This is a genomic window from Mesomycoplasma hyopneumoniae J (genome assembly GCF_000008205.1).
Taxonomy (GTDB): domain Bacteria; phylum Bacillota_I; class Bacilli_A; order Mycoplasmatales; family Metamycoplasmataceae; genus Mesomycoplasma; species Mesomycoplasma hyopneumoniae.
Genome location: NC_007295.1, coordinates 492,122 through 517,160, shown reverse-complemented (window position 1 = coordinate 517,160; position 25,039 = coordinate 492,122). Strand labels below are relative to the sequence as shown.

At 27.9% G+C, this 25,039-nt stretch carries 21 protein-coding genes; 8 read left to right on the top strand and 13 right to left on the bottom strand.

All coding sequences use genetic code 4. The annotated features are described in order from the left end of the window. Positions 1 to 201 precede the first annotated feature (201 nt). The 5 genes from MHJ_RS02270 (at position 202) to MHJ_RS02250 (ending at position 6,708) form a co-directional block, all read left to right on the top strand. Positions 202 to 519 (top strand): hypothetical protein, encoded by a 318-nt coding sequence (locus MHJ_RS02270; RefSeq protein ID WP_225972978.1) that lies wholly within the window; start codon positions 202 to 204, stop codon positions 517 to 519. A 331-nt stretch (positions 520 to 850) separates the two neighbouring features. Then, complete coding sequence (locus MHJ_RS02265; RefSeq protein ID WP_044284658.1) at positions 851 to 2,536, top strand: site-specific DNA-methyltransferase; 1,686 nt, start codon at positions 851 to 853, stop codon at positions 2,534 to 2,536. Between the two features lie 125 nt (positions 2,537 to 2,661). Next, the gene (locus MHJ_RS03790) at positions 2,662 to 3,384 is read left to right on the top strand and encodes a hypothetical protein (RefSeq protein WP_011284180.1); all 723 of its coding nucleotides are present in this window, start codon (positions 2,662 to 2,664) and stop codon (positions 3,382 to 3,384) included. A gap of 256 nt (positions 3,385 to 3,640) precedes the next feature. Beyond that, positions 3,641 to 4,789, top strand: coding sequence for a DUF1410 domain-containing protein (locus MHJ_RS02255; protein ID WP_011284179.1), 1,149 nt, complete (start codon positions 3,641 to 3,643; stop codon positions 4,787 to 4,789). A gap of 26 nt (positions 4,790 to 4,815) precedes the next feature. Continuing rightward, positions 4,816 to 6,708, top strand: coding sequence for a DUF2779 domain-containing protein (locus MHJ_RS02250; RefSeq protein WP_044284657.1), 1,893 nt, complete (start codon positions 4,816 to 4,818; stop codon positions 6,706 to 6,708). A gap of 15 nt (positions 6,709 to 6,723) precedes the next feature. Here MHJ_RS02250 and ruvB read toward each other — a convergent pair whose 3' ends face one another. The 7 genes from ruvB to MHJ_RS02215 form a co-directional block, all read right to left on the bottom strand. Further along, positions 6,724 to 7,680 (bottom strand): Holliday junction branch migration DNA helicase RuvB, encoded by a 957-nt coding sequence (ruvB, locus tag MHJ_RS02245; RefSeq protein ID WP_011206256.1) that lies wholly within the window; start codon positions 7,678 to 7,680, stop codon positions 6,724 to 6,726. Then, on the bottom strand, positions 7,658 to 8,323 hold the full coding sequence (gene ruvA / locus MHJ_RS02240) for a Holliday junction branch migration protein RuvA (protein WP_011284176.1): 666 nt from the start codon (positions 8,321 to 8,323) through the stop codon (positions 7,658 to 7,660). The genes ruvB and ruvA overlap by 23 nt, the downstream gene beginning before the upstream one ends. 103 nt (positions 8,324 to 8,426) lie before the next feature. Next, positions 8,427 to 9,851: a hypothetical protein gene (locus MHJ_RS02235; protein ID WP_011284175.1), complete on the bottom strand. Its 1,425-nt coding sequence runs from the start codon at positions 9,849 to 9,851 to the stop codon at positions 8,427 to 8,429. Between the two features lies 1 nt (position 9,852). Beyond that, a complete protein-coding gene (locus MHJ_RS02230) occupies positions 9,853 to 12,114 on the bottom strand; it encodes an ATP-dependent helicase (protein WP_237697203.1) in 2,262 nt (753 codons plus the stop codon). Position 12,115: 1 nt separating this feature from the next. Further along, complete coding sequence (locus MHJ_RS02225; protein ID WP_011284173.1) at positions 12,116 to 12,706, bottom strand: hypothetical protein; 591 nt, start codon at positions 12,704 to 12,706, stop codon at positions 12,116 to 12,118. A gap of 61 nt (positions 12,707 to 12,767) precedes the next feature. Further along, positions 12,768 to 14,117: an asparagine--tRNA ligase gene (gene asnS / locus MHJ_RS02220; protein WP_011284172.1), complete on the bottom strand. Its 1,350-nt coding sequence runs from the start codon at positions 14,115 to 14,117 to the stop codon at positions 12,768 to 12,770. A gap of 492 nt (positions 14,118 to 14,609) precedes the next feature. Further along, a complete protein-coding gene (locus MHJ_RS02215; RefSeq protein WP_014579826.1) occupies positions 14,610 to 16,283 on the bottom strand; it encodes an Mhp366/Mhp367 family surface (lipo)protein in 1,674 nt (557 codons plus the stop codon). A gap of 188 nt (positions 16,284 to 16,471) precedes the next feature. Between MHJ_RS02215 and MHJ_RS02210 the strand changes: the two genes are divergently transcribed. From MHJ_RS02210 to MHJ_RS02200, 3 genes are all read left to right on the top strand, one after another. Then, the gene (locus tag MHJ_RS02210; protein WP_193325075.1) at positions 16,472 to 16,999 is read left to right on the top strand and encodes a hypothetical protein; all 528 of its coding nucleotides are present in this window, start codon (positions 16,472 to 16,474) and stop codon (positions 16,997 to 16,999) included. Between the two features lie 64 nt (positions 17,000 to 17,063). Next, positions 17,064 to 17,747, top strand: a complete 684-nt coding sequence (gene rnc / locus MHJ_RS02205; protein WP_011284169.1) for a ribonuclease III — start codon at positions 17,064 to 17,066, stop codon at positions 17,745 to 17,747. A gap of 314 nt (positions 17,748 to 18,061) precedes the next feature. Continuing rightward, positions 18,062 to 18,823, top strand: a complete 762-nt coding sequence (locus MHJ_RS02200) for an ECF transporter S component (RefSeq protein ID WP_237697201.1) — start codon at positions 18,062 to 18,064, stop codon at positions 18,821 to 18,823. On the opposite strand, the gene metG is transcribed toward MHJ_RS02200, so the two are convergent. From metG to MHJ_RS02170, 6 genes are all read right to left on the bottom strand, one after another. After that, on the bottom strand, positions 18,820 to 20,361 hold the full coding sequence (gene metG, locus MHJ_RS02195) for a methionine--tRNA ligase (RefSeq protein ID WP_011284167.1): 1,542 nt from the start codon (positions 20,359 to 20,361) through the stop codon (positions 18,820 to 18,822). The two genes, MHJ_RS02200 and metG, sit on opposite strands and share 4 nt — an antisense overlap. Beyond that, positions 20,354 to 21,124: a tRNA1(Val) (adenine(37)-N6)-methyltransferase gene (locus MHJ_RS02190; RefSeq protein WP_011206243.1), complete on the bottom strand. Its 771-nt coding sequence runs from the start codon at positions 21,122 to 21,124 to the stop codon at positions 20,354 to 20,356. The genes metG and MHJ_RS02190 overlap by 8 nt, the downstream gene beginning before the upstream one ends. Continuing rightward, complete coding sequence (locus tag MHJ_RS02185) at positions 21,114 to 22,127, bottom strand: nicotinate phosphoribosyltransferase (RefSeq protein WP_011284165.1); 1,014 nt, start codon at positions 22,125 to 22,127, stop codon at positions 21,114 to 21,116. The genes MHJ_RS02190 and MHJ_RS02185 overlap by 11 nt, the downstream gene beginning before the upstream one ends. A 228-nt stretch (positions 22,128 to 22,355) precedes the next feature. Further along, positions 22,356 to 23,339, bottom strand: a complete 984-nt coding sequence (locus tag MHJ_RS02180) for a cell division protein FtsZ (RefSeq protein ID WP_044284655.1) — start codon at positions 23,337 to 23,339, stop codon at positions 22,356 to 22,358. A 30-nt stretch (positions 23,340 to 23,369) separates the two neighbouring features. Then, complete coding sequence (gene rsmH / locus MHJ_RS02175) at positions 23,370 to 24,260, bottom strand: 16S rRNA (cytosine(1402)-N(4))-methyltransferase RsmH (protein WP_011284163.1); 891 nt, start codon at positions 24,258 to 24,260, stop codon at positions 23,370 to 23,372. Position 24,261: 1 nt separating this feature from the next. Next, the gene (locus MHJ_RS02170) at positions 24,262 to 24,702 is read right to left on the bottom strand and encodes a division/cell wall cluster transcriptional repressor MraZ (RefSeq protein WP_011206239.1); all 441 of its coding nucleotides are present in this window, start codon (positions 24,700 to 24,702) and stop codon (positions 24,262 to 24,264) included. Positions 24,703 to 25,039 lie beyond the last annotated feature (337 nt).

Below are 25,039 nucleotides of genomic sequence, written 5' to 3'. Positions count from 1 at the left end.
ATATTTTTAAAAACAAGCTTTTAATTCAGAAATGTATAACATAAAATTTTAAAATATTATTAAAAATTGTGATATAATTTATAAGGTTAAAGTTTCTTTGAAACTTTTGGTTTAGTTTTGAGTTTTGATTTACTAAATTTGAATTGTAAATGTAAATAAAGTAAGCAAAAACTGCGTCGACCTTTTAAGTGTGCCCTATCTTTGACTCCAATTGTTGCAGGTTCAGTGGGAACTACGGTTTATTTTGTCTCGGGAAATTCAGTTTCAAATTTAGGCGAAATAAAAACAAGCAGAATTTGAGAACAAAGTTATGCCGCACTGAATCCGCACTTGGTAAGAAGTTCGTCTGCTTGAGAACAGTGAAGATCTGAAATTAAAAAGGTTTTAAACATAGCGCGGCCTCTGCAAGTTGATAATTTTATGCGTGCTTCCGAGGGAAATTCATTTACAGTTACGTTAAAAGATGGCGAAACTGCCTCAGTAGAGGAAAACCAGGGAAAAAATATAAAAAGAACGTAAAAACAGTAATAATTTTAAATTTAGACTTTTTGGTCAAGCGTTTTTTTGTTTATTTCTCGTCATTTTTTTGAATTTTTTGGTTATTATAATTAAGATTTAGCCCAAAAAATTCAAAAAACTAAAAAAAAGTTAGTCTAAGAAAGATTTTTTTGCATTTATTACTTTTTAAATTAAACTTTTAACTTAAAATTTGAATTTGATTTTCTTATTTTCTTAATTTAATTTTTAAAAAAAGGAAAACCAAAGTAAAATTAGCTAAATATATTAGCAAATTATATTATAATTTTTATATTTTTTATGACAAAAATTATCTTAATAAAGGAAAGTTTCAATGACAGATTCAAAAATCCTGAATTTATTAGAAATATACAAACAAAAATTAGATGAAATTTCATCAAAAGAACTAAATTCTGACCAAAAACAATTAGCCTACAAAATTCTTGAAAAATTCCCGGATAAGGAACTTGAATATGTCTATCAGTTTGTCGTTCAGCGAATTAAAACCGGTTTTCGCTTTGATTCTGCCCCCGAAAGTGATACAAATACTGTTGCTATTTTAGAAAAAGATGAAAATCTTAGTTTTAAATCCAATGAAAATAATCAAAATCAAAATACTTTAATAATTGGCGAAAATTATGATGCTCTTAAAAATCTTTTAGTTCTCGAGAGAGAGAGAGAGAGAGAGAGAGAGAGAGAGAGAGCGACCGCAGCCGGGTATGATATAATTTATATCGATCCACCTTATAATACTCAGGCTAGTTTTAATGAAGGCAACCAGATTGCAAATGATAAAGAAAATATCTTACCTTCAAAATTTATTTACCGAGATAAATACTCGCGAAATGGCTGACTAAATTTATTAAATGAGCGACTAAATTTAGCCAAAAAACTTTTAAAAGACGACGGGATAATTTTTGTCTCAATTGATGATAATCAACACGGCTACTTAAAAGTTTTAATGGATGAAATTTTTGGCGAGGAAAATTTTGTTGCTAATTTAGTTTGGCAAAAGAAAAACGAGGGATCAGCGGCAGACTCCAAATTTGTAAAAGTCCTAACAGAGTATGTATTAGCTTATTCAAAAAACATTCAACATTTAACAACAAATATTTATGTCCAAAATATTAATGACGGTTCATATAAATTTTCTGATGAGTATATTCAAGAAAGAGGAAAATATAAGTTGATCCAACTTGATCGTGCCTCATTAACGTGATCTGAAGGACTTGATTATCCGATTGAATATAATGGCAAAATTTATTATGCTGGCGGGAGTCAAGAAAAGTGACAAGCCAGGCATCAGGGAAACCGCGCTGTTAAAGATTGGAGATGGCGTTGAGCTAGGAAAAAATTAGATTGAGGAATCAAAAATGGTTTTATTGTTTTCAAAAATGAAAAGGTTTTTTCAAAACAATACCAATTCGTTGATAACAATAACCAAAAAATTGAAAGAGTTTCGAAATTTTCTAATTTAATATTATTAGCCCAAGGAACTGAAGGCACCCAGGAGCAAAAAAATATTTTTTCAACAAAGGTTTTTGATCATCCCAAACCAATTGAATTAATTAAGTATTTAATTAATATTCATCCCAATAAAAATGCAAAAATTCTTGATTTTTTTGCCGGAAGTGGAACAACCGGTCATGCAGTTTGAGAGTTGAACCGTCAGGATGGCGGAAACAGAATTTTTACTTTAGTCACAAACAATCAAAATAATATCGCAACTAACATAACTTATGAAAGACTTTTTCGGATAAATCACGGTTTTGGAACAAAAAAAGAGCAAAATTTTGATTGGATCAAGAAAAATCAACCTTATAAAACTAATTTAGATGTTTTTCGAATTAATTATTTTAATACAGAAATTCTTAACAAGGAAAATGATGTTAATTTATTAGTTAAAAAACTAGAAAAAATGCTAGTTGATTTTGGAATTTCTAGCAAAAATAACATAAATCTAATTGAATATCTTAACTATCTCCTTGCGCTTTTACCCCAAAAAAAGAATAAAAAATAATGTATTTAATAGATGCCCAAAAAAACGTTGTTAATAAATTATTTAAAAAACCGCATAATTCTCTTAGTAAAGAAAAAAATGAAATTTTTTTCATTAAAACAGTAAAAATTTAAAAAACTAAAAAAATGTTTAGTCAAACTATTTATAAATGAAAAAGCGAAAATCTCGAAAGAGTGGTCGTCCCTGAAAAAGGACTTTCTTGCGAATATAACGGTCTTTTTAGCATAAGAACTGGCAAAAGTTTGTACGGCCTGCTACAAAATTTAGATAATGATTATTTTATTGCTTACCTAAGATCAAGTGTGCTTATCTTTACCTCTTCCGCATCATCCGCTTTAGTAAGAGCAAAGTCTTATTGCGAAAACGATTTTTGATTGCATAAAAATAATTTTTTAGTCGGCCTTATCGTCTTTAGTGCCGGAATTTTTAAAATAATGGATGGTAGATGAGAAAATACCTATCTTGTTAAATCAGGGGATGGTTTTAACCGGTTTTTACAAGAACTAAAAAGCAAAAAACACTATAAATTAGAATGTTTTTTGCTTTCAAACTTATTTTTTGTCAGCCTGAGTCTAACTAATCATATCAGAAGTCTAGCCCATCCAGATTTAAATAATTCAACTATTTATTTAAATGAATTATGCCTTGATGATCTTAGTCAAAAAGAAACTTTAGCTCTAAAAAGTCTTGGAAATTATGATTTTGACGATCAAGAAAAGGAACTTTTAGAGATCTGAAAAATAATTCTTAAACAAGCGGCACAAACCAAAAATTACGAAAAACACTTTAAATACGGACTTTATCAGATCGATGAAGAACTAACTAAATACAAAAACTTTAATCCCTAACCGGAAATCGAATAAATATATTTATGACTATCCTGAATTAAATGGGAATATTGAAACTTTAAAGGTTAAATTGAAAAAATATTATTTTGATAAAATTGTACCAATTTTATTGGAATATAAATTTTTCAAATAAATTAAGAATAATTTTATTGTTTAATATAAATATAATTAGGAAAAATTTCTAATTTTTTTTGGTTTTATTTTGAAAAATGATATAATTTTTTAAGATACAAGAAGAAGACAATAAGGATTTAAAATGAAAAGCTGAACTAAGAAAGTAAATTGCCTAATCTTTCAAACCAGTTTGATGGTTATTTTTCCTAGTTTTCTTGTTTCGTGTGGTAATCAAGAAAGTCCGGAAATTTTAGTCCAAAATCTTCAATCTCAATCTGTCGAACTTGTTCTTAATAATGTTAAAATCATTCCCCAGGATAAAATAGCTAAACTATTTAAGGTTGAATTAAAAAAGGAAAATACTGAAAATTATCAACAAGTTCAATTTTCAGCTCGTCGTGCTTTGCATAATAATCAACCTAAAATTTTGTTAAAAATTACTGATTTAGAACCTGATTCTAAATATGTAATTAAAATTATTCGCCTAAATGGTCAAATAGAAGAACAATTATTTGTTAAAGGTAATGTTTTTAGAACTAATCCAAGTCCTGTGATTATTTCTAATTCATATAAAAAAATGGATTCATTAGATCCTTCAAGCCAATTTGATTTTCGTGTAGCTCTTTCTGATCAAAATTTATCCTCCCAACTTATCGATGTCCATTATCGAAAAGCAAATATGATTAGATCAGATTATGAAATTCAATCTTTTAAACATAATGTTAAATCTGATCAATTTCTTTATGTTAGTCTAAAAAATTTAGACCGTGATACTAATTATGTAATTTCGGGACTTTATGATCAAAAAGGAAAATTATTAACTTATGATAATAATTTATTCCCCTTATCATTTCGAACAGAAGCCGATATTATTGATGTTCAAGTCTCAAATGCAAAATTCGCTGGACAAATTGATTCTAGTCTTGAAAATATTGATGTTGATTTTGAAGTTAAATTTAGTCCCGGTGTTGTAAAAGCAAATACTGTTAATAATTATTCTTTAGTTTTCAAGCGCGAGAATGAAGGTGTATCATCGGGTTTTGATCAAATAAATAATAATGATGTTGAGTATATCGCGAATTATATAAGGCCAGCTGATGGGGAGGGAAATAGTTTTATTTTCCGAGTAAAACTACCATGAAAGAAACAGCATAATATTTATAAAATTGTTGCTGGTTATAATAAATTAGCACGTGAAACCCGTTTATTTGATCAAAATGTAGTCGATTCACCAAATATTTTAAAAATTAAGCATTCGGTTTTAGAAAAAAAATTAGAAATTGATACATAATTTTTTAAAATATTTGGTAGATCTAGATGAAAAAAATTAATTTTTCCCACTATTTTCGTTTACATACAAGACAAAAATATTTCATCTGAAACAATTTAGATTCTAATTTTCCCGAAAATCCTGATTTTGATGAGGAAAATTTTGAGAATACAGTTTGAAATTTTGAAGCTTTAAGTGAAAATCCTACCGATTTTTCTGAATTACACATTAATATTTTTAAAAATTTTACAACGGAATTTCATACTTTTATTAAAAAAAAATATCCTGAGAAGAAAATTTGCATTGTCTATCCGGCAGAAGTTGAAAAAAAAATTGCGCAAACAATTAGTTTTTATAAAAGTGGAAATTGTGATATTATATTTAACCCATGTTTTGAATATAAAGATGCCGTAGCTCATTCTTCTGTATTTTTTGTATTTAATAAAAAAATAAGCATCCTAAAATTATCAACTTCAACAAAAATTAAAGACTATTTAGCCGCAAATTGAAATTTTTGAATTACAACTTATGCGCTTCGTGGATTTGGAAATGATCTTAATCCAATTGAAGAAGTTTCTTATTTTTTAATTGATACAGTTGAGAATCCAAGAAAAAATCAAACTGAATTTTGTGAAACATTATGAGTTTCAACTAACAAAGGTGTCAAGTCAGTTTCAAAAATAGATCGTGAAGGTCCTTATTATTTTTTTGCAAAAAAAATCGCTAAACAAAACGGCCTTACACTTTTAGAGTTTAATAATCCTTATTTTCTTGAACAAAATCGTCTTGTTAAAAATCTTCTTAGAAACACAGTTAGTAGAAATTCACCAAAGGGGCCTAAAAAAACCAAAAAAATTATCAAAATGATTCCAATAATTGATGCTTTATCCGAAATCAAAGAGGCTAAAAACATAAAAACTTTTAGTCCACCACAGATTTCTGATAATGGGAATTTTGAAAAAAATCCTGATTTTAATATGCTGATGACAAAATTTTATCCTCAACTTGCAAATATTAGTGGTACCCTTTTAAAAGCAAAAGATGCCTTATCGCTAATCGAAGATGAAGAAAAATTACTAATGCTTGAAAAAAATTCTTTTTGATTTAATTTTTTTCAAGAAAATAATAGCATTATTATTAATCAAATTGAGGAATTAAAAAAATTTTTACTAAATTTATATGCAAAAAAAATTGTCTGGTATGATTTTGAAGCTTTTTCCCTTCCATTTCCGCCAATTGATTATGTCCAACCCTTTCAGCAAATTGTTTCCCAGGTTTCGATAGTTTTAACTAATAGAGGCCAAATTTTGAATCAAAATTTTTCAGATAGAAATCTTGTTTTTGATCCAAAAAATTATACTTGAGAAAATTTTTTCCTTATAATTGATAAAATTTATCATAAACATGCCGATTTTTATGTGGTTTTTAATAAATCTTATGAACTCACTAGACTAAAAGAAATGCTTGAGATAATTTTCAAAAATTATCTTGAAAGACTTCCATATCATAAAGCAAAACAAAAATTAGAAGAATATGAGTTAAAAGTAGCTGAAATTATTAAAAAAACGATTGATTTAAAAGACCCTTTTGCGAAATATTGACTAGTAATCTCGGATCTTAAGGGCTGTTATTCAATTAAAAAAATTGAAAATTTTATCACAAAATATAAATATAACCTTAAAAGATTAATAATCCCTTATAAACAATTAGCAATAAAAAACGGACTTGAGGCGATGATCGAATCAATTGATCGTTATTTTAATTTTATTGGTGATAATCAGTGGGAAATAACAAAGAAAAATTTGCAAATTTATTGCCAAAATGATGTAATTGCAATGATTATGGTCTGAGATTTTCTCAAATTTATTTATAAAAATGCAAATAATGCGTCTAATATTAAGGTAATCAAACCCCAAAAAGTTACACTTTTTGAGAATTAAAGCTAAAAAAGTAACTTAATTAGTTTTTAGTTCGAGTAAATAATCCCTACCTTTTTTAGTAATCCTCCGACCACGCGAGGTTTTCTCGATTAATTCCTTCTCAATTAATGGCGGCTCAATAATATTGATAATGGTTTGCCGATGTTCTTTTAAAACATTTGCAATTACATCAAGTGCCACTGATTTTCCCTTAAAAATTTTTACAAGGAGGTTTAAATATTCAATATTTATCTGCGAAAGACCTTGATTATAAATTCCAATACTATCAAAAGTTTTATTAACAATGTCTTTGTCAATTCGTTTTGCATTTAAAACTAGCGCAAAATCACGAATTCTTTTTAATAAATTATTGGCAATTCTTGGTGTATTATTGGAAAAACTTGCAATATATTTAATAATTTCAGTATTCATTTTAAGTTTTAAAACTGCTGAGGAATTCCGAATAATCTGGATCATATCTTCAAGTGTATAATCAACTATTTTAGCAACATAACCAAAACGGTTTTGTAATGGCGTTGAAATTTGAGCAAGTTTAGTTGAAGCGCCAATTAGTGTAAATTGCGGGAGTTTCATCCGCATAATTTTTCTCTCCCCATCAACGCCAATCTGAAGATCAATTACAAATTCTTCCATTGCAGAATATAAAAGCTCTTCAATATTTTTATTAATTCCGTGAATTTCATCGATAAAAATGATGGTATCCGGCGAAATATTTGCTAAAACTGCAAGCACATCTGACTTTTTTTCAAGCAAAGGCCCCTGAACATATTTAATTTTAGCCTCAAGAACATTTGCAACGATGTTAGCCAGTGTCGTTTTTCCTGTTCCTGGTGGTCCATAAAAGAGAATATGATCAAGTGATTGCTTTCGTTTTTGTGATGAGCTAATTAAAATTTGTAAGGTTTCAACTAATTTTTTTTGCCCGATAAAATTTTCAAAACTGCTTGGTCTAATTTCTAAATTCTCTGGCATTTGATATAATTTTAATTGCGTTTTCAATTAAATTTTCAAAATTTTCATTAGGTTCAACTTTTGTAAGCGCATAATCAATTTGACGTGGTTTGAAACCAAGCATTTTCAAAGTATCCTCAAGATTTGCGGCCGTTTTGTCTTCAAGATTTGATTTTTGGATGGTAATATCAGCTAAATCATCCTTTTTTTCTAGTTCTTTTTCTTGAGAGTCTTGATTTGTTTCCTCTGTTTGGTTTTTATGGTTTTCGTTAAATCTTTCGTATTTTTTTTGAAATTCAAAGACTATTTGTTTTGCATTTTTCTCAGAAAGATAAGGAATTTTTGCCAGCGTTTTTCAGTCGTTTGCGGCAATTAAATTAATTAAATTCTGCATTCCCGAATTAAGTGCAGAAATTGCGGTTTTAGGTCCAACCCCTTGAATTGAAATTAGATCTTCAAACAAAATCCGCTCACGGAAGCTCGCAAAACCGTAAGTTATTTTTGTATAGTCATTTTCATGTTCATAAATATAAATTTTGCGATTTTCGTCGCGGCTAAAACGATCGATTCGAGGTACATAAATAAGATAGCCACTGCCGTGGTTTTCAAGAATTAAATAGTTTTTGTTTTTTGAGACAATTTTTCCGAATTGATAGATTTGCATTTTTTGCTCCCTTTTGGTTGTTTTGTTTCAACTAAAATTAAAATTTTTTGCAAAAAAACTTTAAAAAAGGAAAAAATAAGGAAAAATTGGTTAATTTTCCGATTTATCAATAATAAAGCGGAAAATTTTTCTGGGAAAAATTAAATCTTCTGATCATTTCTTTTTTAATTACCAGCTTAATTTTTTCTTTTCTTGCATATTCACCAAGCGATGAAATAATGATGTCGTTTGCCTCGTTTTTCTCAAGCGCGTTAAAATTATCATTTAGGAATAATAATGGTGGTTTTTTGGTATTAAGATAGTAAAAAAGTTTTGAATCAACAGTTTTTTGATAGCAAAGATTGTCAATATAACTTAGATCAATATCAGCAATCTTAGTTTCTGAAGTGATTAAAAAGGTGAATTTTTGAAAATCAAGTACTAAATTACGCATTTTTTGCGCAATTACATCGTTAATTTTATAAATTTTACTAGAATGGTCAAAATTTGACTTTTCAGTAAAAAATTTTAGTAAGTCCGAAATTTTTTGACTATTATAAAAGTCAAAATCATAGACCTGATAGAAAATTTTATGATTTTTAAAATCTTTAACCTCGCCAATTTTATAATTTTCAATATTAAATAAGGGCTGAATTTCGTTAGTCTCAATAATTTGTCGAAAAAGTTTTCTACTTGATTTTAACTCTAAAAAGTTGGTTTTTTCCTTAATAATTAAATCAAAAAATTTCTGAATTTCAATTTTTCAGTCATAATTAATTTTACGGTCTAGATCAATAATAAGTCAAAATAAAAAAGTAGTTAAATTATGATTTTTTAGATAATTTTTATAATAATTTTTTATTTTTTCAAGTATTGTTGTCGATTTTGCGCAAATCTGCATTATTAAAATATTCTCGAAGCTAAAAATTTGAAAATCTGAAATTTTTTTCAAAAATAAAAATTTTTTATTATATGCAAGAAAAAAATTTTTAATAAATTCAGTACTTATTTTGGCTGGAAAACTAAAAGCTATAAGAAAACTGGGAAGCTCAAAATTCAGAATTAATTTTTCGACTACTCGATTTTTAAAGATTTTTTTATTCTTTCTTAAAGAAAAAAATGGTTTTTCTACCTCTTGGATAACAAAACCATTTTCCGGTTTTGCCTGAAAAAAAACCTGAAAATGGTTGTTAAAAAAAAATTTTTTTTTAAATTTTATTGAAATTATTTGCTTTTGCCAATTGGTAAGGCTATTGAAAAAAATTTTTTGAAATTTCTCTTCAAGAAGTTCGACAAAATCCGCCTGAGTTATTCAAAGTCCGGATAGTAAATTTTTGTTTTTAATTATAAATTTGAGGGCCGGGAGCGAAAAAACATCGTTAATTCGGATCCTTTTTAGATCAACATCGTAAGTTAGCGGGACAATATTAGTTGTTTTTATTTTCTTATTATAAATAAAAACTAAGCTAAAAATTAATAAAAGAAGAAACGAAAGCGAGATTAAAATAATCAGGGCAACGAGTAAATAAGATTGTCAATTTAATAGCATTTTAGGTTATTTTATCGATTGATTTATGTGTTTTTATTAGTGTTTTAATCCCTTTATCGCCAGGAATTTCAAAAAATTTAACTAAAATTGAGTCAAATCTGACCTCTAAAACGATGCCACGACCAAATTTTAAGTGATTAATTTGGTCACCAGCAACAAATTCCACTATTTCTGATTTATCTTTGGTATAATTTAGTTTTCCTGTTTCATCAAGTTTACGAAACTGGGCAAACCGTTCAGCTTTAATTTTCATCTCTTTAACAAAAGCAGAGACAATATTTTGATTAGTTTTAAATTTTTGTGGCAAACCGCGGGCAAAAGAAGGCGCGCGATAACCATTTGTTATATATAAAACTCGTTTTGCGCGCGTAACTGCTACAAAAGCGAGTCTTCTTTCCTCTTCATATTCGCTTGTCGAGTTCTGATCGAGTACTTTTTGGGCCGGAAAAACCCCTTGATTCATTCCCACAAGAAAAACATATTCAAATTCAAGACCTTTTGAGGAATGTACTGTTAATAAATTAATTTTATTTTGTGATTCAGTTTGTTCAAAATGAGAAATAGCTGCATAATCAAGATAGTCGGATAATTTTTTTTCAGGATTGGCTTTTTGTCAATTATCCATTATTTTATAGTATTTTTCTAAAAGATTGCGAGTATCAGAGGCTTGTTTTGCATCTTTAATTGCATCAAAATAATCAATTTTTTTCAAAAAAGAGTCAAGAACTTGCGAATAAAACTGAAAAATACAAGGTTTTTTTTCTTCAATTTGACTTTTAAACCGTTTTGCGGCGCTAATTCTTTCTAAAAGTACCTTAATTTTAAGCTGATTATCATGGCCTAAGGGAATTTTTCCTTGTTTTCCTTTAAAATTTATTTTACCAGAATAATATTTAAATAAAAAATCGTGTAAATTAAGACCAAATTGGGCTGCTAATTCATTTAGTTTGTTAATTGTTGCTATTCCAATTTTTTTAGGCGGGACATTGATAATCTGTTCAAAAGCATAAGGATCGGAATTATCAATTACTTTTAGAAAATAAAGCGCTTCACGGATTTCTTTTTTGGTTACAAGCGGGGAAGCTCCGTGCCGAAAATACGGAATATTATGGCCATCAAATTTAGTTTCTATTTGTTTAAAATAAAAATTTGAGCGTGCTAAAATGGCGATATCGCGATAAGTTACCTTATTTTTTGTGATTAATTCCTGAATTTTTCGGTAAATTCATTCAACTTCAGCTCCCCTTTCATTGGCTAAATCCTCAAAGTGAATTTCGATTTTTTCCTTTGAACTAGCAACTAATTTCTTTTTGATCCGATTTTGGTTATTTTCAATTAAATTATTAGCCGCATCGAGAATATTTTGCGTTGATCGGTAGTTTTTATCAAGAATAACCGTCTGGAGATCGGGAAAATCTTGCTCTAAATTTAAGATCAAAGACGGATCGGCTCCTCTTCAAGAATAAATTGTCTGATCAGGATCGCCGACAACAACTAAACGTGTTTTATCTTTGATAAAAATTTTTAAAATTAAATACTGGACCAAGGAAGTATCCTGGAATTCATCTACAAGGACAAAATCAAATTTTCTTTGCCATCTAGACCTAATTTCTGGACTTTTTTCAAAGGCAATTTTAGTATAAAGTAAAAGATCATCAAAGTCAATAATGTTATTTTCTTTTGTTTTTTCAAGATATTTTTGATAAACTTGAACTTTGATTTGATCAAGTTCATTATTTATACTTTTTAGCAAATCCTCAGGTGATTTTTCTCAATTTTTGGCATTAGAAATGAATTTAATTGCATCAAAAGCACTAATTTTTGTCTCATCGCGGTCATCGTTTGCTTTTAGATATTTTCCTAAAAGTTTTTCAACAATTTTTTTCTGGTCTTGTTCATCAATAATGTTAAAACGGTAGTCGCTAAGCGGAATCTCAGAGAGTTCAACAATATTTTTTGCTTCAAGTCGGAGAATTAAATTACAAAGTGAATGAAAAGTAAGAATTTGAATATCCTTTGATTTTTCCCCAACTAATTTTTCCACCCGATTACGCATTTCTTCTGCGGCTTTATTTGTAAAAGTAAGTGCTAAAATTCGACTTGGATATGCAAGAGATTCGTTGATAATATAAGCGATTTTTTTGGTTAGCACACTAGTTTTACCAGTGCCAGCACCAGCAACAATTCTTAGATGGCTAGAGTTACTGATAACAGCAATTTTTTGTTTTTCATTAAGTTGTAATAAAATATTTTGCGATGACATTTTAGTTACCTTTCCAATCAACCGGGATAAAATTCGCCGGAATTGCATTTAAAAAATTATTGGCTAGACCTGATTTTTTAAGATGAATTTCGGTATTTGAATAACGGTCAATAATTGTTGTTTTATGCCTACTAAAAATTGATAAATTATTAATGATTAAGAAAAAAAAGTTAACTTTTGCTAATAAGGCCGGAAAACTAAGACTAATTTGTTGGAATAAATTTAGTTTTTGACTTTGACTGATAAAATTTTCAAAAAAATTAAAATTAAGACCAAAACTTAAATCAACTAATAAACTAGTAATAAATATAGTTAAAATTCAGTTAAGACTTAAAAATATTTCCTTTTTTAGTAAAACTAAAATTTTTGCTTTAAAATTAAGATTTTCTCTAAGAAAATATATTTTTGTATTAGTTAAAAATTGACCTAAAGTTTGTAAAGAAAAACTTACCATAAAAATTCGATAAGTAAAAGTTAGAAAAAAAACTGTTATAATTCAGAGGTAAAATTTTATTTTTGCTCAGTTTGTTAGAATCAAAAATAAATAAAAAAATAATAAAAACAAAGCAAAAAGCAGGATAAAATCAATTAAGCCAGCTAGAAAGCGACGTCAAAACTGTGCTTTTTCAGAATTATTCAATTTTCTCCCTGTTTTACATTAGAATATTTTTACTTGTCCGGGGAAAGGGAATTACATCACGAATATTTTCAATTCCAGTAATATACATTAAAAGTCGTTCAAAACCAAGCCCAAAACCACTTGATCCAGGATTACCATACTTTCTAAGATCTAAATATCACTGAAATTCTTCAATATTCATATTCAATTCACTCATCCGCGCTAATAATTTTTCATAGCGAACTTCGCGTTGTGAGCCCCCAATTAACTCCCCAATTCCCGGAACCAATAAATCAAAGGCTGCTACAGTTTGACCATCTTCGTTTTGATGCATATAAAAAGCTTTTAAATTTTTAGGATAATTTATAATTACAACAGGCATATGAAAAATTTCTTCGGTTAAAAACCGTTCATGTTCGGTTTTTAGATCACAGCCAAAAAATAAATCTTTTTCCTCAAATTTTTCTTGATGTTCTAAAAGCAATTCAATCGCCTTTTCATAACTTATTTGAGTAACTTGAGAATCACAAAATTGAAGCAAACGCTTTCGGAGATTTTTATCCCCGGCTTTTTCTAGAAAAATAAACTCATCTTTGTTGCGAATTATTACTGATTTTATTACTTTTTGAAGTAATTTAACTGCTAATTCGATAATTTGTTCTAAAGTAAAAAAGGCCACTTCGGGTTCAATCATCCAAAATTCGGCAGCATGCCTTCTCGTATTTGAACGCTCAGCCCGAAATGTTGGGGCAAATGTATAAACTTTTTTAAAACCAAGAGCATAAGCTTCAGCATGAAGTTGTCCGGTTACACCTAAGGTCGTTTTTTTATTAAAAAAATCTTTATTTTCATCATCAACGATAAAAACTTCACCAGCTCCTTCGCCATCATTTGAGGTTAGAATTGGGGCTGAAAAATTAATAAATCCTTGCCTGCGAAAAAATTTATGAATTTCAAAAAATAGCGCTGATCTTAGTTTCATAATAACACGAAATAAACGACTTCGATGGCGAAAGTGAGGCATTTGGCGGAGAACCTCAAGGGAAATTTCCTGATTTTGAATCGGAAAATTTGTGTTATAATTATTACCTTTAATTTCCAAAGTCTCAACTAAAACTTCGCCAAATTGTTGACGTTCAGGTGTATTTGAAAAAATTCCGGAAATTTCAACTGCAACACCGAGGGCTAAATTTTCTATTTTATCAAAGTCAATAAACTCTTTTTTTAATACACATTGTAAATTTTTAAATGAAGAACCATCATTTAATTCAACAAATATAATTTTTAAATTCCCGCGAATGTTAGTTATCCAGCCCTGAATTAGAACCTTTTTTTGGTTATATAATTCAGGATGAATGGAAATTTCGTTAATAGTTTGGAACATATTTTCACCCCATATTATTATAAAAACTCTTTTATTATATCATAAAATTTAGGTTTTTTTACTATAATTAAAATAAAAATAAGTTAAAATTAAAACATTTTCTATCAAAAATACAAGAATTATAAAATTTTCTAAATTTTTAAAATTTAATCTTATGTTCGTAAAAAAATTTGTTATTTCTAATAAAAAAATTTAAATTTTTAGAAAATTAAACTTTTTTTGTTGTAAAATAATTTTTTTATCCTTTTTATAGCCTTAACATAGATAACTAAAAAAAAAAAAAAAAAAAAAAAAAAAAAAATGTTAACCAAATAATTTTGTGGTATAATATTTTTCGATTTCATATTTATTATGAGTTTTCAAAAACTAAATATTATTTATTTTTGGAAATATGGGTTAAATTCCCACCTCATAATAATTCTATCAACTGGTGCGCCGGTATGAAAAATAAAAAACTCGTAAATTTTATTAATTTTGAAACTTACGAGTTTTTTATTTTAAAACTTTTATAACTTTAACATTTTCATTGGCAAGGTATTTAAAGCCACTCTTTTGGTTTGATGGATAAAATTGTTTGATCGATTCAGCTAAATTATATTCTTCGGTAACCAGGGGGATCCCACCTGATAATGAAATATTGGTATTTAATTTATCGTAATAATTTTTTTCAATTTTCGAATCATCCGTATAAAAATTATCAATTAAGCCAAATGCATTAATAAATTGTAGTTCGCCATCCTTGTTAAAAACACCAGAACCTGAGGCTCCGCGGCCGTTGTTTGTATAAAAATATAAGGAGAGTCGAGAAAAATTTTCTTGTGGGTTAGTGGCATAAACCCCTTTAAAGTTGTTTTTCATCGCTTTTGACTTTGGTCAGAACAAGGAAAGATTGAGATCGTAACTAAAATCTCCTTTTTTTCAAATTTTTGGTGATATTTTTACAGCAGGAGCGTTCTGCATTTTTTCCCAGAAATTAATAAATCCTTGATATGAGCCTAAAAAATCATTAAATTTGGACTCAATTGTGTTTTTGCTCTCGCTGCTATTATGGTTAATTTTGTTATTTTGTTGAATTCTGGTAAGTATTTCCTCCCTTTTTTCATTATAAAATTTTGCAAGATTTTTTAAGTCTTCAATAAATTGTTGATATTTAAAATAAAATATGCCAACATCGAATTTTTTATTATCAAAATCAGTAGGAATTAAGAAATATTTATTATAAAAATCAATAAGAAACTCTAAAACTTTTCCTTGATCAAACTTTGTGACTTTATTCTCAAAAACCTCTTTTAAATAAAAAAGAAAAGCGGTGTTATCCCTATCAAGATGATAAATCTTGCCATTTTCATATCACTCGATAAAATTACCGCCTAATTTATTTCAAAATCTTAAATTTTGCGAATTTATTTGAAAATTTGCATCTTTATAACTATATTCGCTTGGTTTTATTACATGATTATTTGTGATCAATAATGCTTTGCCGTTACTAGCATCTAAAATCGTTGCCGTTGCAGTGCGAAATTTAATATTTTTTTGGTAAATTGAATCGTATTTATTTGATTTAAGTGGTTGAGAATAAACACCAATTTTATCAAGCTGAAAAATTTGGTTTCTGCTTTTTGAATCAAAAAGTGTAAATTTTTGATTCAAAATATCAGATTTAAATGGTTCTTTTTCCTCAATTAGCTCATTAATTTTTGGATAATTTAGATCATAGACTAACAAATCATCATTTTCAGAGCCAAGAAATTTTTTCTCATTTTCTTTTGTGACAAAATTATTATCAGTATTAAAATTAAACATCTTATATTCTTCGGGAAAAATTATGTGATTTTTCTTAATTTTTTCAAGGTCAAAATCAGAAAGCATACTAAAAAAAGCTTCCTTCTGACCTAATTCCATATTTAAATCATCATTTTCTTGATTTGCAAAAGTAGCATAACTATTAAATTCTAAAAAATTACTTATGCTATTTGTATCAATTTTATTAATTTTTTTTTGACTTTTTTCTTTTATGGATTTATCATTTAGAAGTAGCTCAAGACCACTAAAATTTTTATTTAATCAAGCCCGAGAAAAATAACTATAAATAAAATAACCGCCAATAGCAAGGCTAATTGGAAAAATTGCAGATAATGAAAGTAAAATTTTTTTCCTTTTTGTCATTTAGCCTCCTCAATAACAGGCAATAAATTTAAGTATCTAAATAATTATATAAAAAAATGGAAAAAAGTTAAGAAATCCGCTAAAGAAATTATTAATTAAATTTAAATGTTAATCATTAATAAACTTTTTATGATATAATTTTAAAATAACTTAGACATTTAATTGTCTGAATTTGTAGAAGGAATTTAATGAAAAAATGACTATTTTCCTATGTTTTAGTTGTTAATTTTTTGGTTTCTTGTGGGGGAAATAGTGTTAAAATTGAATTTAGCCAGCCTAATTCTATACCATCATTTCAACCAGATGATAAATTCAAAAAAGATCTATATCGTCTTGAATTGACTAGTCAAAATTATTCATATAATAAATTTAAAAATAAATTTAGCAATTTTTTTAATGAGATTAAGTCACAAAATAATACCGAATTTCCTTTCGCTTGTGCTAATAATGCAAGAACCTGTTTAGATGAAGGTGAAATAACTTACATTGTAATCAAAAAGTTAGTAAAATTAAAAATTCTCAATTTTATACCTGTTGCAAAAATTCCTTTACCTGATAATCTTCCTGCCCAACAAGTAAGTTTTATAAAAATGGCCCATCAATTTGATGACCAAAATAAAAAATTAGAACTTGAGCTTGAATTTGGTCATTTTCACTCAAGTCAGCCACATATAATTGGGCAACAAAGTTTTAAAATAAATTTTCTTGCCGATTAATTTAATTTTAAAATATTATTTAGACAAAAATTTTTAAAATTTTCTATAAAAAATAAGGAGATAAATGGAAATTGAAGATAAAATTCTTGAACTTTTAAAAAAATTAAAAATAATCCCAAATTCAAAACAGATTTACATTCAAGCGCTAACTCATAAAAGTTATAATTTTATTAATCCTGATAAACCACATTATGAAATGCTTGAGTTTCTTGGTGATTCGGTAATTAATTATGCGGTTTCAAAGGTGATTTATGATAATTTTTATAAAAATGAGGGAAATTCAACCCAAATTCGATCCTTACTTACATCAACTTCGAGTTTAGCAAATGCAACAAAAAAAGTTGGGCTAATGAATTATGTCTTGCTTGGTAGAGGTGCTAGTGAAATTCGTGAAAACAACAAGTTAAAAGCCGATATTTTTGAATCTTTTTGTGCGGCGATTTTATTAGATCAAGGTTTTGAGAAATTAAACGAATTCTTGTCTGAGTATTTATATAAAGATGTAAATTTTGATACTGAAAAACAGTATAAAGACCCAAAGTCAATTTTTCAGGAAAAAATTCAAACTTTTTCAACCTCAAACAAGATCCACTACCTACACACAAAATTAGTTGATGGAACTTTCCGCGTTGATCTTATTTGGGAGAAAAAAAAGTACGGAATTGGATATGGCAGATCGATAAAGGAAGCAGAATTTGCCGCTGCTACTAACGCCTTAAATATTTTTGCAGAGACTGAGGAAAAGTAAAATTAGTTTTTAAAAATAAATTTTAAAAATAAATTCATTAATTTTTTAGTTTTTGATTGATATTAGTAACAATAAAAATTAAAATATTGCCTAATTTAGAAATTTTCAAAAATATGCAATATTTTAAGTAATTTTTTTAAAAAAAAATTTATTTACTTGGTTATTTTTTCAAATTTTTTGTCCATTTTTTGCTATAATTTGTGATTATGACACTGTTTTTAAGTAATTTTGTAAAAAAAATTAAAAATTTCTTTTACAAAAACCGTTTGATTTTTCGTTTTTCGAGTTTTGAATTAGTAATATCTGGTTTTTTAATGGCAGTGTTCTTAATTGTTTCTTTTTTATTCAAAACTACTGTTCCAACTCGTTTTAATATCGCTTTTGAATTACCATTTTATGTTCTAATCGGTATACTTTTACATTGATTTAAGGGAATAATTGTTGCTTTTAGTTTTGATTTTGGTAAATTATTACTAACAAGTCGAGTTATTTTTTGAACCCCTGAATATGGAATTATTCCAATTTTAGTGGCAATAATTTCGTCTTTAATTTTTAGTTTAGTTACAAAAAAAGATATTTTTTTAATATTTTTGCTTATTGGAACATATATAATTGTCATTTTCGTCTTTTTTTATTACTTTTTTAGTGAAGAACAAGTAATAAAAAAAGTAGCAAAAGACTGAAAAAATGTCTTTAGCAAAAAATTAGTTCTAATTTTAATTGCAGTTTTTGGATCAATTCTGCTTACTTTCTCAACTTTTTTGTTGATTTTTTATTGAAAAAAACGAACAAAAAAGTTAAAAATAGCTCTGATAACACTTTTTGTTCTTGGTTTTTGTTTTTTAATTTTCCGCTGACTCTGACATCCTTTTGCTTTTATAAAATATTATAATCGGTTTTTTAACAGGAAAGGAAAAGACCGTCTGGTTCAGGATTATTTTTTCTTTTATCTAACGCCAATTATTTTAAAATCAACTGTTTCCTTCCCAATTTATGCCCTAATTTTAATCCGTTTGGTTCCTCTAGTCCAATATTTAAACAAAAAACATAATTATCGTTGAATTTTAGGTTATTAATTTTTTCGTGGAAAAAATGGTTTTTCTAATTTTTTGAAATTAATTTTATCAAATTTATCTAATTTAGTAATAAGTAGAAAGTTTTTCTCGTTAATTCCAAGAAATTCAAGAATTTCGTTAGTTTTTTTAGGCATTGCGATGCTTAAAAAAACAGTTATAGCATAAATTCCATTGAGAACCAAAATTAAACCTTGGGCCAGTTTTTTTAAATTTTTTTGATTTCAAAGTTGTTTAATATCAAAAAAGCCGTTTAAATTTTTTGTTAATTCAATTACTGTTTTAAATGCTTTTTCAATTTCTAGTTGATCAAAGTTATCGCAAAATTCATCTAAACTAAGCAGGATTTTCTCATAAAAACTAATATCTGTTCAATCAAGATCCGCAATTTCAAATAATAAAGGCTGATCAAATTTTTTCACTATCAAGGCAATTGTTCTACTTATTAAATTACCAAAAGTATTTACAAAAAAAGAATTATAAAAATTTTCTAATAAATTTTCATCAAAAACACTATCATTTTTAGTGTTTATTTGGCTGACAAAATAAAATTTAATAATTTCTGGATCAAATTTTTTTAGCAAATCAAGTGGATTTATCACATTTCCTTTTGATTTTGACATTTTTCCCTCAGGGGTGATTAGTCAACCGTGAGTTAAAATTATGCTTGGAAGGGGAAAATTGAGCGATTTTAGAAAAATTGGCCAATAAATACAGTGAAAACGGGCAATTTCTTTGCCAACTACTTGAATAATTTGGGCAGAATCAGTTCAAAAATTTGATTTCTTAGGATTTTCTAAATCAATTTGGTCTTTAAAAACTGATAAATAACTAAAAAGTGCATCAAGTCAAACATAAATTGTCTGATTTTCAAATTTTTGATCAAGAAAAATACCTCATTTTAGATTTTTTCTTGTCACTGATAAGTCTTCAAGTCCCTTTTGTAAAAAATTCTGCCTTAATTCATTTGCGATTTTTGAATCAAAAATGAATTTGGGATTTTCCAAAAGAAAATCCTCTAGTCATTTTTGGAATTTTTTGATCGGAAAAAAGTAGGATTTCTCACTTATTAATTCCATTTTTGCCCCACTAACGGGGTGAAAATAGCTTCCATTTTGATAAACAGCTTGACTTTGACTGAGAAATTCCTCATCACTTATCGAATAAAGCCCTTGGTATTCACCATTGAAAATATGATTATCTTCATACATTTTTAGAAAAATTTTTTTGATAAAATTTTTATGATTTAAATTTGTTGTTCTTTGAAAATAATCATAGTCAATTTCAAATTTTTCTCATAAAAATTTGAAATTTTCGACATTTTTATCAACAAATTCCTGGGGTTCAAGATTTGCTTTTGCAGCTAGTTGAGAAATTTTTTGACCATGTTCATCAGAACCAGTAAACAATCTAGCCTCAAATCCGGACATTTTTTTAAAATTTCTAATTACTCATGCAAGCACTGTTGTATAAAGATGCCCAATATGGAGTCTCCCGCTAGCATAATAAATTGGAGTTGTGATATAACATTTTTTAGTCATCTTTGACCTTTCTTGCAACATATAATCTTTGAATTTCTCTACGATAGATATGTAAATTTTTATTTTGCGGGTGAAGATAAAGATTATGAAGATAGTTTGTCCCTCATTGCCCTTTAAATTCCGATTCAACCAGTGCAAATTTGGGACTTGAGCCAACCCGGGTCATTATAAACTGAATTTTTTTGGGTTCAAAATGATTTTCTCTTAATAGTTCAATTAGATCAACAAAACGTTCAATTGGCAAGACTAATGCAAGCTTGCCTTTTTGTTGGATAATTTTACTTGCACCTGAAATCAACTGTGATAAATTAAGACTAAATTCATAGATGGCATTTAAAAAATCGGAATTAACCTTTTTTAATTTTTTAGTTCCGATTTTAAAATAAGGCGGATTTGCAAAAATTAGGTCATATTTTTGCAACTGTTTTTGATTATGCAAAGGTCAAAAATGGTTAAAATCCATATGAATAAGCCTGATTTGTGAACCTTTTTTGTTTAGTTCAACATTTTTTTGGGCTATTTTTATAGCGTTTTCATTAATTTCGAGTGCATCAATTTCAAGCAAAGATTTGCGATGAGCAACTAAAATTGCCAAAGCGCCATTATTTGTGCCAATTTCTAGTGCTTTTTTAATTTTTTTTGATAAAGTAAGGAAATTTCCGAGCAAAATTGTATCAACTGAATAATTAAAGCTAGTTTTATCTTGTCAAATTTTTAGATCGTCATTATAACCTAAATTATTCAGTTCAAGATTATTTTTCATTAACAAGACTGATTAATTTTGGATTTTTTCGATAAAAGCGGCCAAACTTAGCGATTTTTTCATTGTTTAAAACGGTAGCATCAGCACTAAAATGGTGCCGAAGCTGAAGCATAAATTCACCGACTCCATAGGCATCACTTGGCGCATTTTCTTCTTCTAGTTTTTTAATTTTCTGAGGATTAAGCCCGGAGGAAACGATAATTTTTACGTGTTGGCCGTTGTTTTTATCAAGTTCTTGCCGTAATTTTTTAACTAATTTTGCATTAATTCCAAATTCATCACTTTGGGGATCTACAAACATTTTATCTGCAATATTTTTAGATGTATCAATTCGCACACCCGCTAATTTTGGCCCGAATTCGGCAAGCACTTCAAGGGCGGCAGTTAAAACATCGTTGTTAAAATCAACAAGCGCAACTAATTCTTTTTCGGGAAAAACTTTTGCATATGCCCTACAAGCCTCGATTAAATTTCCTTGAAAATTTTGGATTAAAAAATGAGGCATTGAACCAAAATTTTCTAAGCTGACATTTCCTGCTTGAGCTTGATTAGAAAAAAGATTTATCCCGCCAATTCGGGCTGCTTTTCCATCAATTTCATGCATAAGATAATGATCAGAACGATCAGCCATAAAAATAATATCCTTATTGTTAGCTGCTCTTTTGCATAAATAAGCGTTTGTGGCAATTGAGGTTGAACGGGCAAGAATTCCATCAATCATCCCTTCAAAATGACCAAATAAATGAATCGGACCCTCTAATTCAAGGACAATTTCTTTCCTCCCAAGACGGCTGCCATCTTTTAAATAGCGAATTTTATACTTTTTATAATCGGTATTTTCTTTTAGTAATTCAATAACTTCTTTCATTCCAGCAAGAATAGCAAATTCGCGGCGTTGAAAAAATTGTAAAATGACGATGTTGTTTGGGTTAAATTTTGCAAGAACTTTTTGACTATCTAAAAAATAATCGGATATATATTTATTTTTGTTTCATTTAGACATAATAGTTTTAAAATCAAAGCCCCATTTAAAAAAGGAGCGAAAAATTACGTATATTTATTATACTATATTTTTTATAGTTTGCAAGTAAAAAAAATTTTTTTAAAAAAATTATAAAAAAAACACCTTTTTATTATAAAATTATGGTTTGCAAACTTTTAATTTTTATAATTTTAGAAAGGTGTTTATTTTTTTATTTAAAAGGTAAATAAATTTTAAAACTGAATTTTTTTAAAAGATATTAAATGCGTTATCGAAAGCAAGATTTAATTTTGCTGCTTTTTTACTTTCATAACTATGCTTTTTTTGTGATGCGATAATGCCGATTTCAACCTGATTTCCTAATTGCGGATTTTGATAAAGTCCGTATGAAAATTTTAAATCTTGATTGAAATTTTTGCGGATAATGTTAAGAATATCGCTAATTTCGGCTTGTAAAATCGAATTATCTGCTGTTATTGTTACTAACATTTCTTCCGCAGCGAAAAGATCAAATTCGACAAAATGGTTTTTAAGTGCCTTTTTAGTTGCAATAATTCCCCGATTTTCACCCTTAGCGATTGCTGAGGTAACGAAAACAAAGTTATTATTTGCAAGAATCGACTCGCTGATTGAATTATTAACATGAACTAATGCATTGTTTTGGCAGAAAGCCTTAAGAATAATTCCAATTTTGGCTTGAATATTTGTGGTTATTAACTTAAATATATTTTCAAGAAAAAAGCCAGAATAATTTTCGCTTATTTGCTCATTTGATATTATAATTAATGAATCCACTACTTTTTTTAGCTCACTGAGAACATCAAAACTCGTTTGCTGGCGAATTTTTGATTCATTTTCTAAAGGATTTGTTGCAATTACAATTACGATAATTCCCATTTTTTGGGCAATATTTGCAATGGCAAGACTAAAACCTGAACCAGTTGCGCCACCAAGACCAACAATCAAAAACAAAATTCTAACATTGACAAGGGCCAATTTAATTTCTAAACTTTTATCTAAAATAGCCCGATTTGCTTTTTGTCAGTTATATCTAAAATTTGATTGTGGAATAATTAGTGAATTTTGCCTATTTAAAAAATTGGAATTTGTATATTCATCAGCTGAATTAATAAAAAATTTTGGAAAACTAGCTTGATCAAAATTGATTGACTCAACAATTTTTGATCCAAAATCACCTAATCCCATTAGCATAATTTTACTACATTTTTCCATAGTATTTCTACCTTTTTTTGGTTCCAATTTTTATCTATTTTTTAAAAGAAGTCGTAATTTTGCTGATTTTGCTCGCGGATTTGACTTTAATTCATTAGCTTTTGGTCGGAAAACTTTCATAGAAAATTTTGGTAAACCTTTTTGAAAAAATTCCAGTTTGTCTTTTCTAATTAGATCCAAAAATGCTTTTTTAACGATTCGATCCTCTAACGAATGAAAGGTAATAATTGCTACTTTTGATCCTTGCTTTAAAAATTTTGGTAACTTTTCTAACAACTTTTGCAAGGAATCAAGTTCATTATTAACTTCAATCCGAACAGCCTGAAAAACATTTTTTATAAAATTTTTTTTAACTAACACCAGCGCAGGAATTACTTTTTTTACAAGATTCACCAGCTCAAAAGTAGTCTTCAAAGGGCGAGAGTTAATAATTGCTCTGGCAATTTCGCGTGCATAGGGAATCTGGCCATATTTAAAGAAAATTTCAACTAATTTTTCATAGGGATATTCATTAAGAACAATAAAAGCACTAAGTTTTTGACTCTTATCCATTCGCATATCTAAATTGCCATCTTTAGAATATGAAAATCCCCGCTCGGGATCATCAATCTGCGGAGATGAGACTCCTAAATCGATGATAAATCCATCAACAAATTGAATTCCTAAATTTTCAAGATAGAAATCAAATCTGGAAAAATCTGACCAAATAATTTCAATGTTTTGCTTATATGCCAATAATTTTGGTCTTGTTTGATCTAAGGCATCCTGGTCTTTATCAAAAACAACCAATTTTCCATTACTAATTTTTTCAAGAATCGCTAAGGAATGTCCGCCGCGTCCTAAAGTTAAATCAACATAAAATCCTTTTGGGTTAATTTCCAGGGCTAAAATAAGTTCCTCTAACAAAACTGGAACATGCATTTTATAATTCAACTCCCGATTTTAGCAACTCTTTTTCAAGATCAGCGGTCATTTCGCTATCAGAAAATTTTGCATAAAATTGTTCGTATCTTTGTTCTGGTCAAATTTCAATTTTGTTATTAACCCCAATTAAATATAAATTTTTACTGATAGTGGCAAGATCAAGAAGATTTTTCGGGATCAAAAATCGTCCTTGTTTATCAGCAGAAACTTTGACTGTATTCCCAAAAAAATATCTTGCAAAATCACGAAGTTTAGGATCGAGTGAATTTGCTTTTCCTATTTTTTGGGCTAACAAGTCAAATTCTGTCTGGCTTCTGATTTCAAGGATTTTCTCCAAATTAGCAGAAATATAAAAGTCGCCTTCAAGTTCATTTCGAAAAGCAGGAGGCATTACAATTCTATTTTTCTCGTCTAATATTCTAAAAACAGTTCCAAACATTTCCGCTTGTCTCCACTATCAACCACAATTATACACTAACAAAGAAAAAAAACCAAAAAAATATTTTTTTTATTTTTACAAATTACTTTTTACTAAAATAAGTCGACCGAAAAAAAATAAAAATTCTTTATATAAAAATTAGTTAAGTGGAGTAAAAATGACCAAAAATTAGCTTAATTATTAAAATTAGATAACTTTGTGGTTAATTTTTTAGAAAAAATTGCAAATTTTTAGTCAAAAGTGGTAATTAATAAAAAAATTTGAGTAATTAATTTCTAGGTAATTTTTCTCTGAAAAAAGATTTTTGTTTAATTTTTATTTTTCGAAAATTTCATTT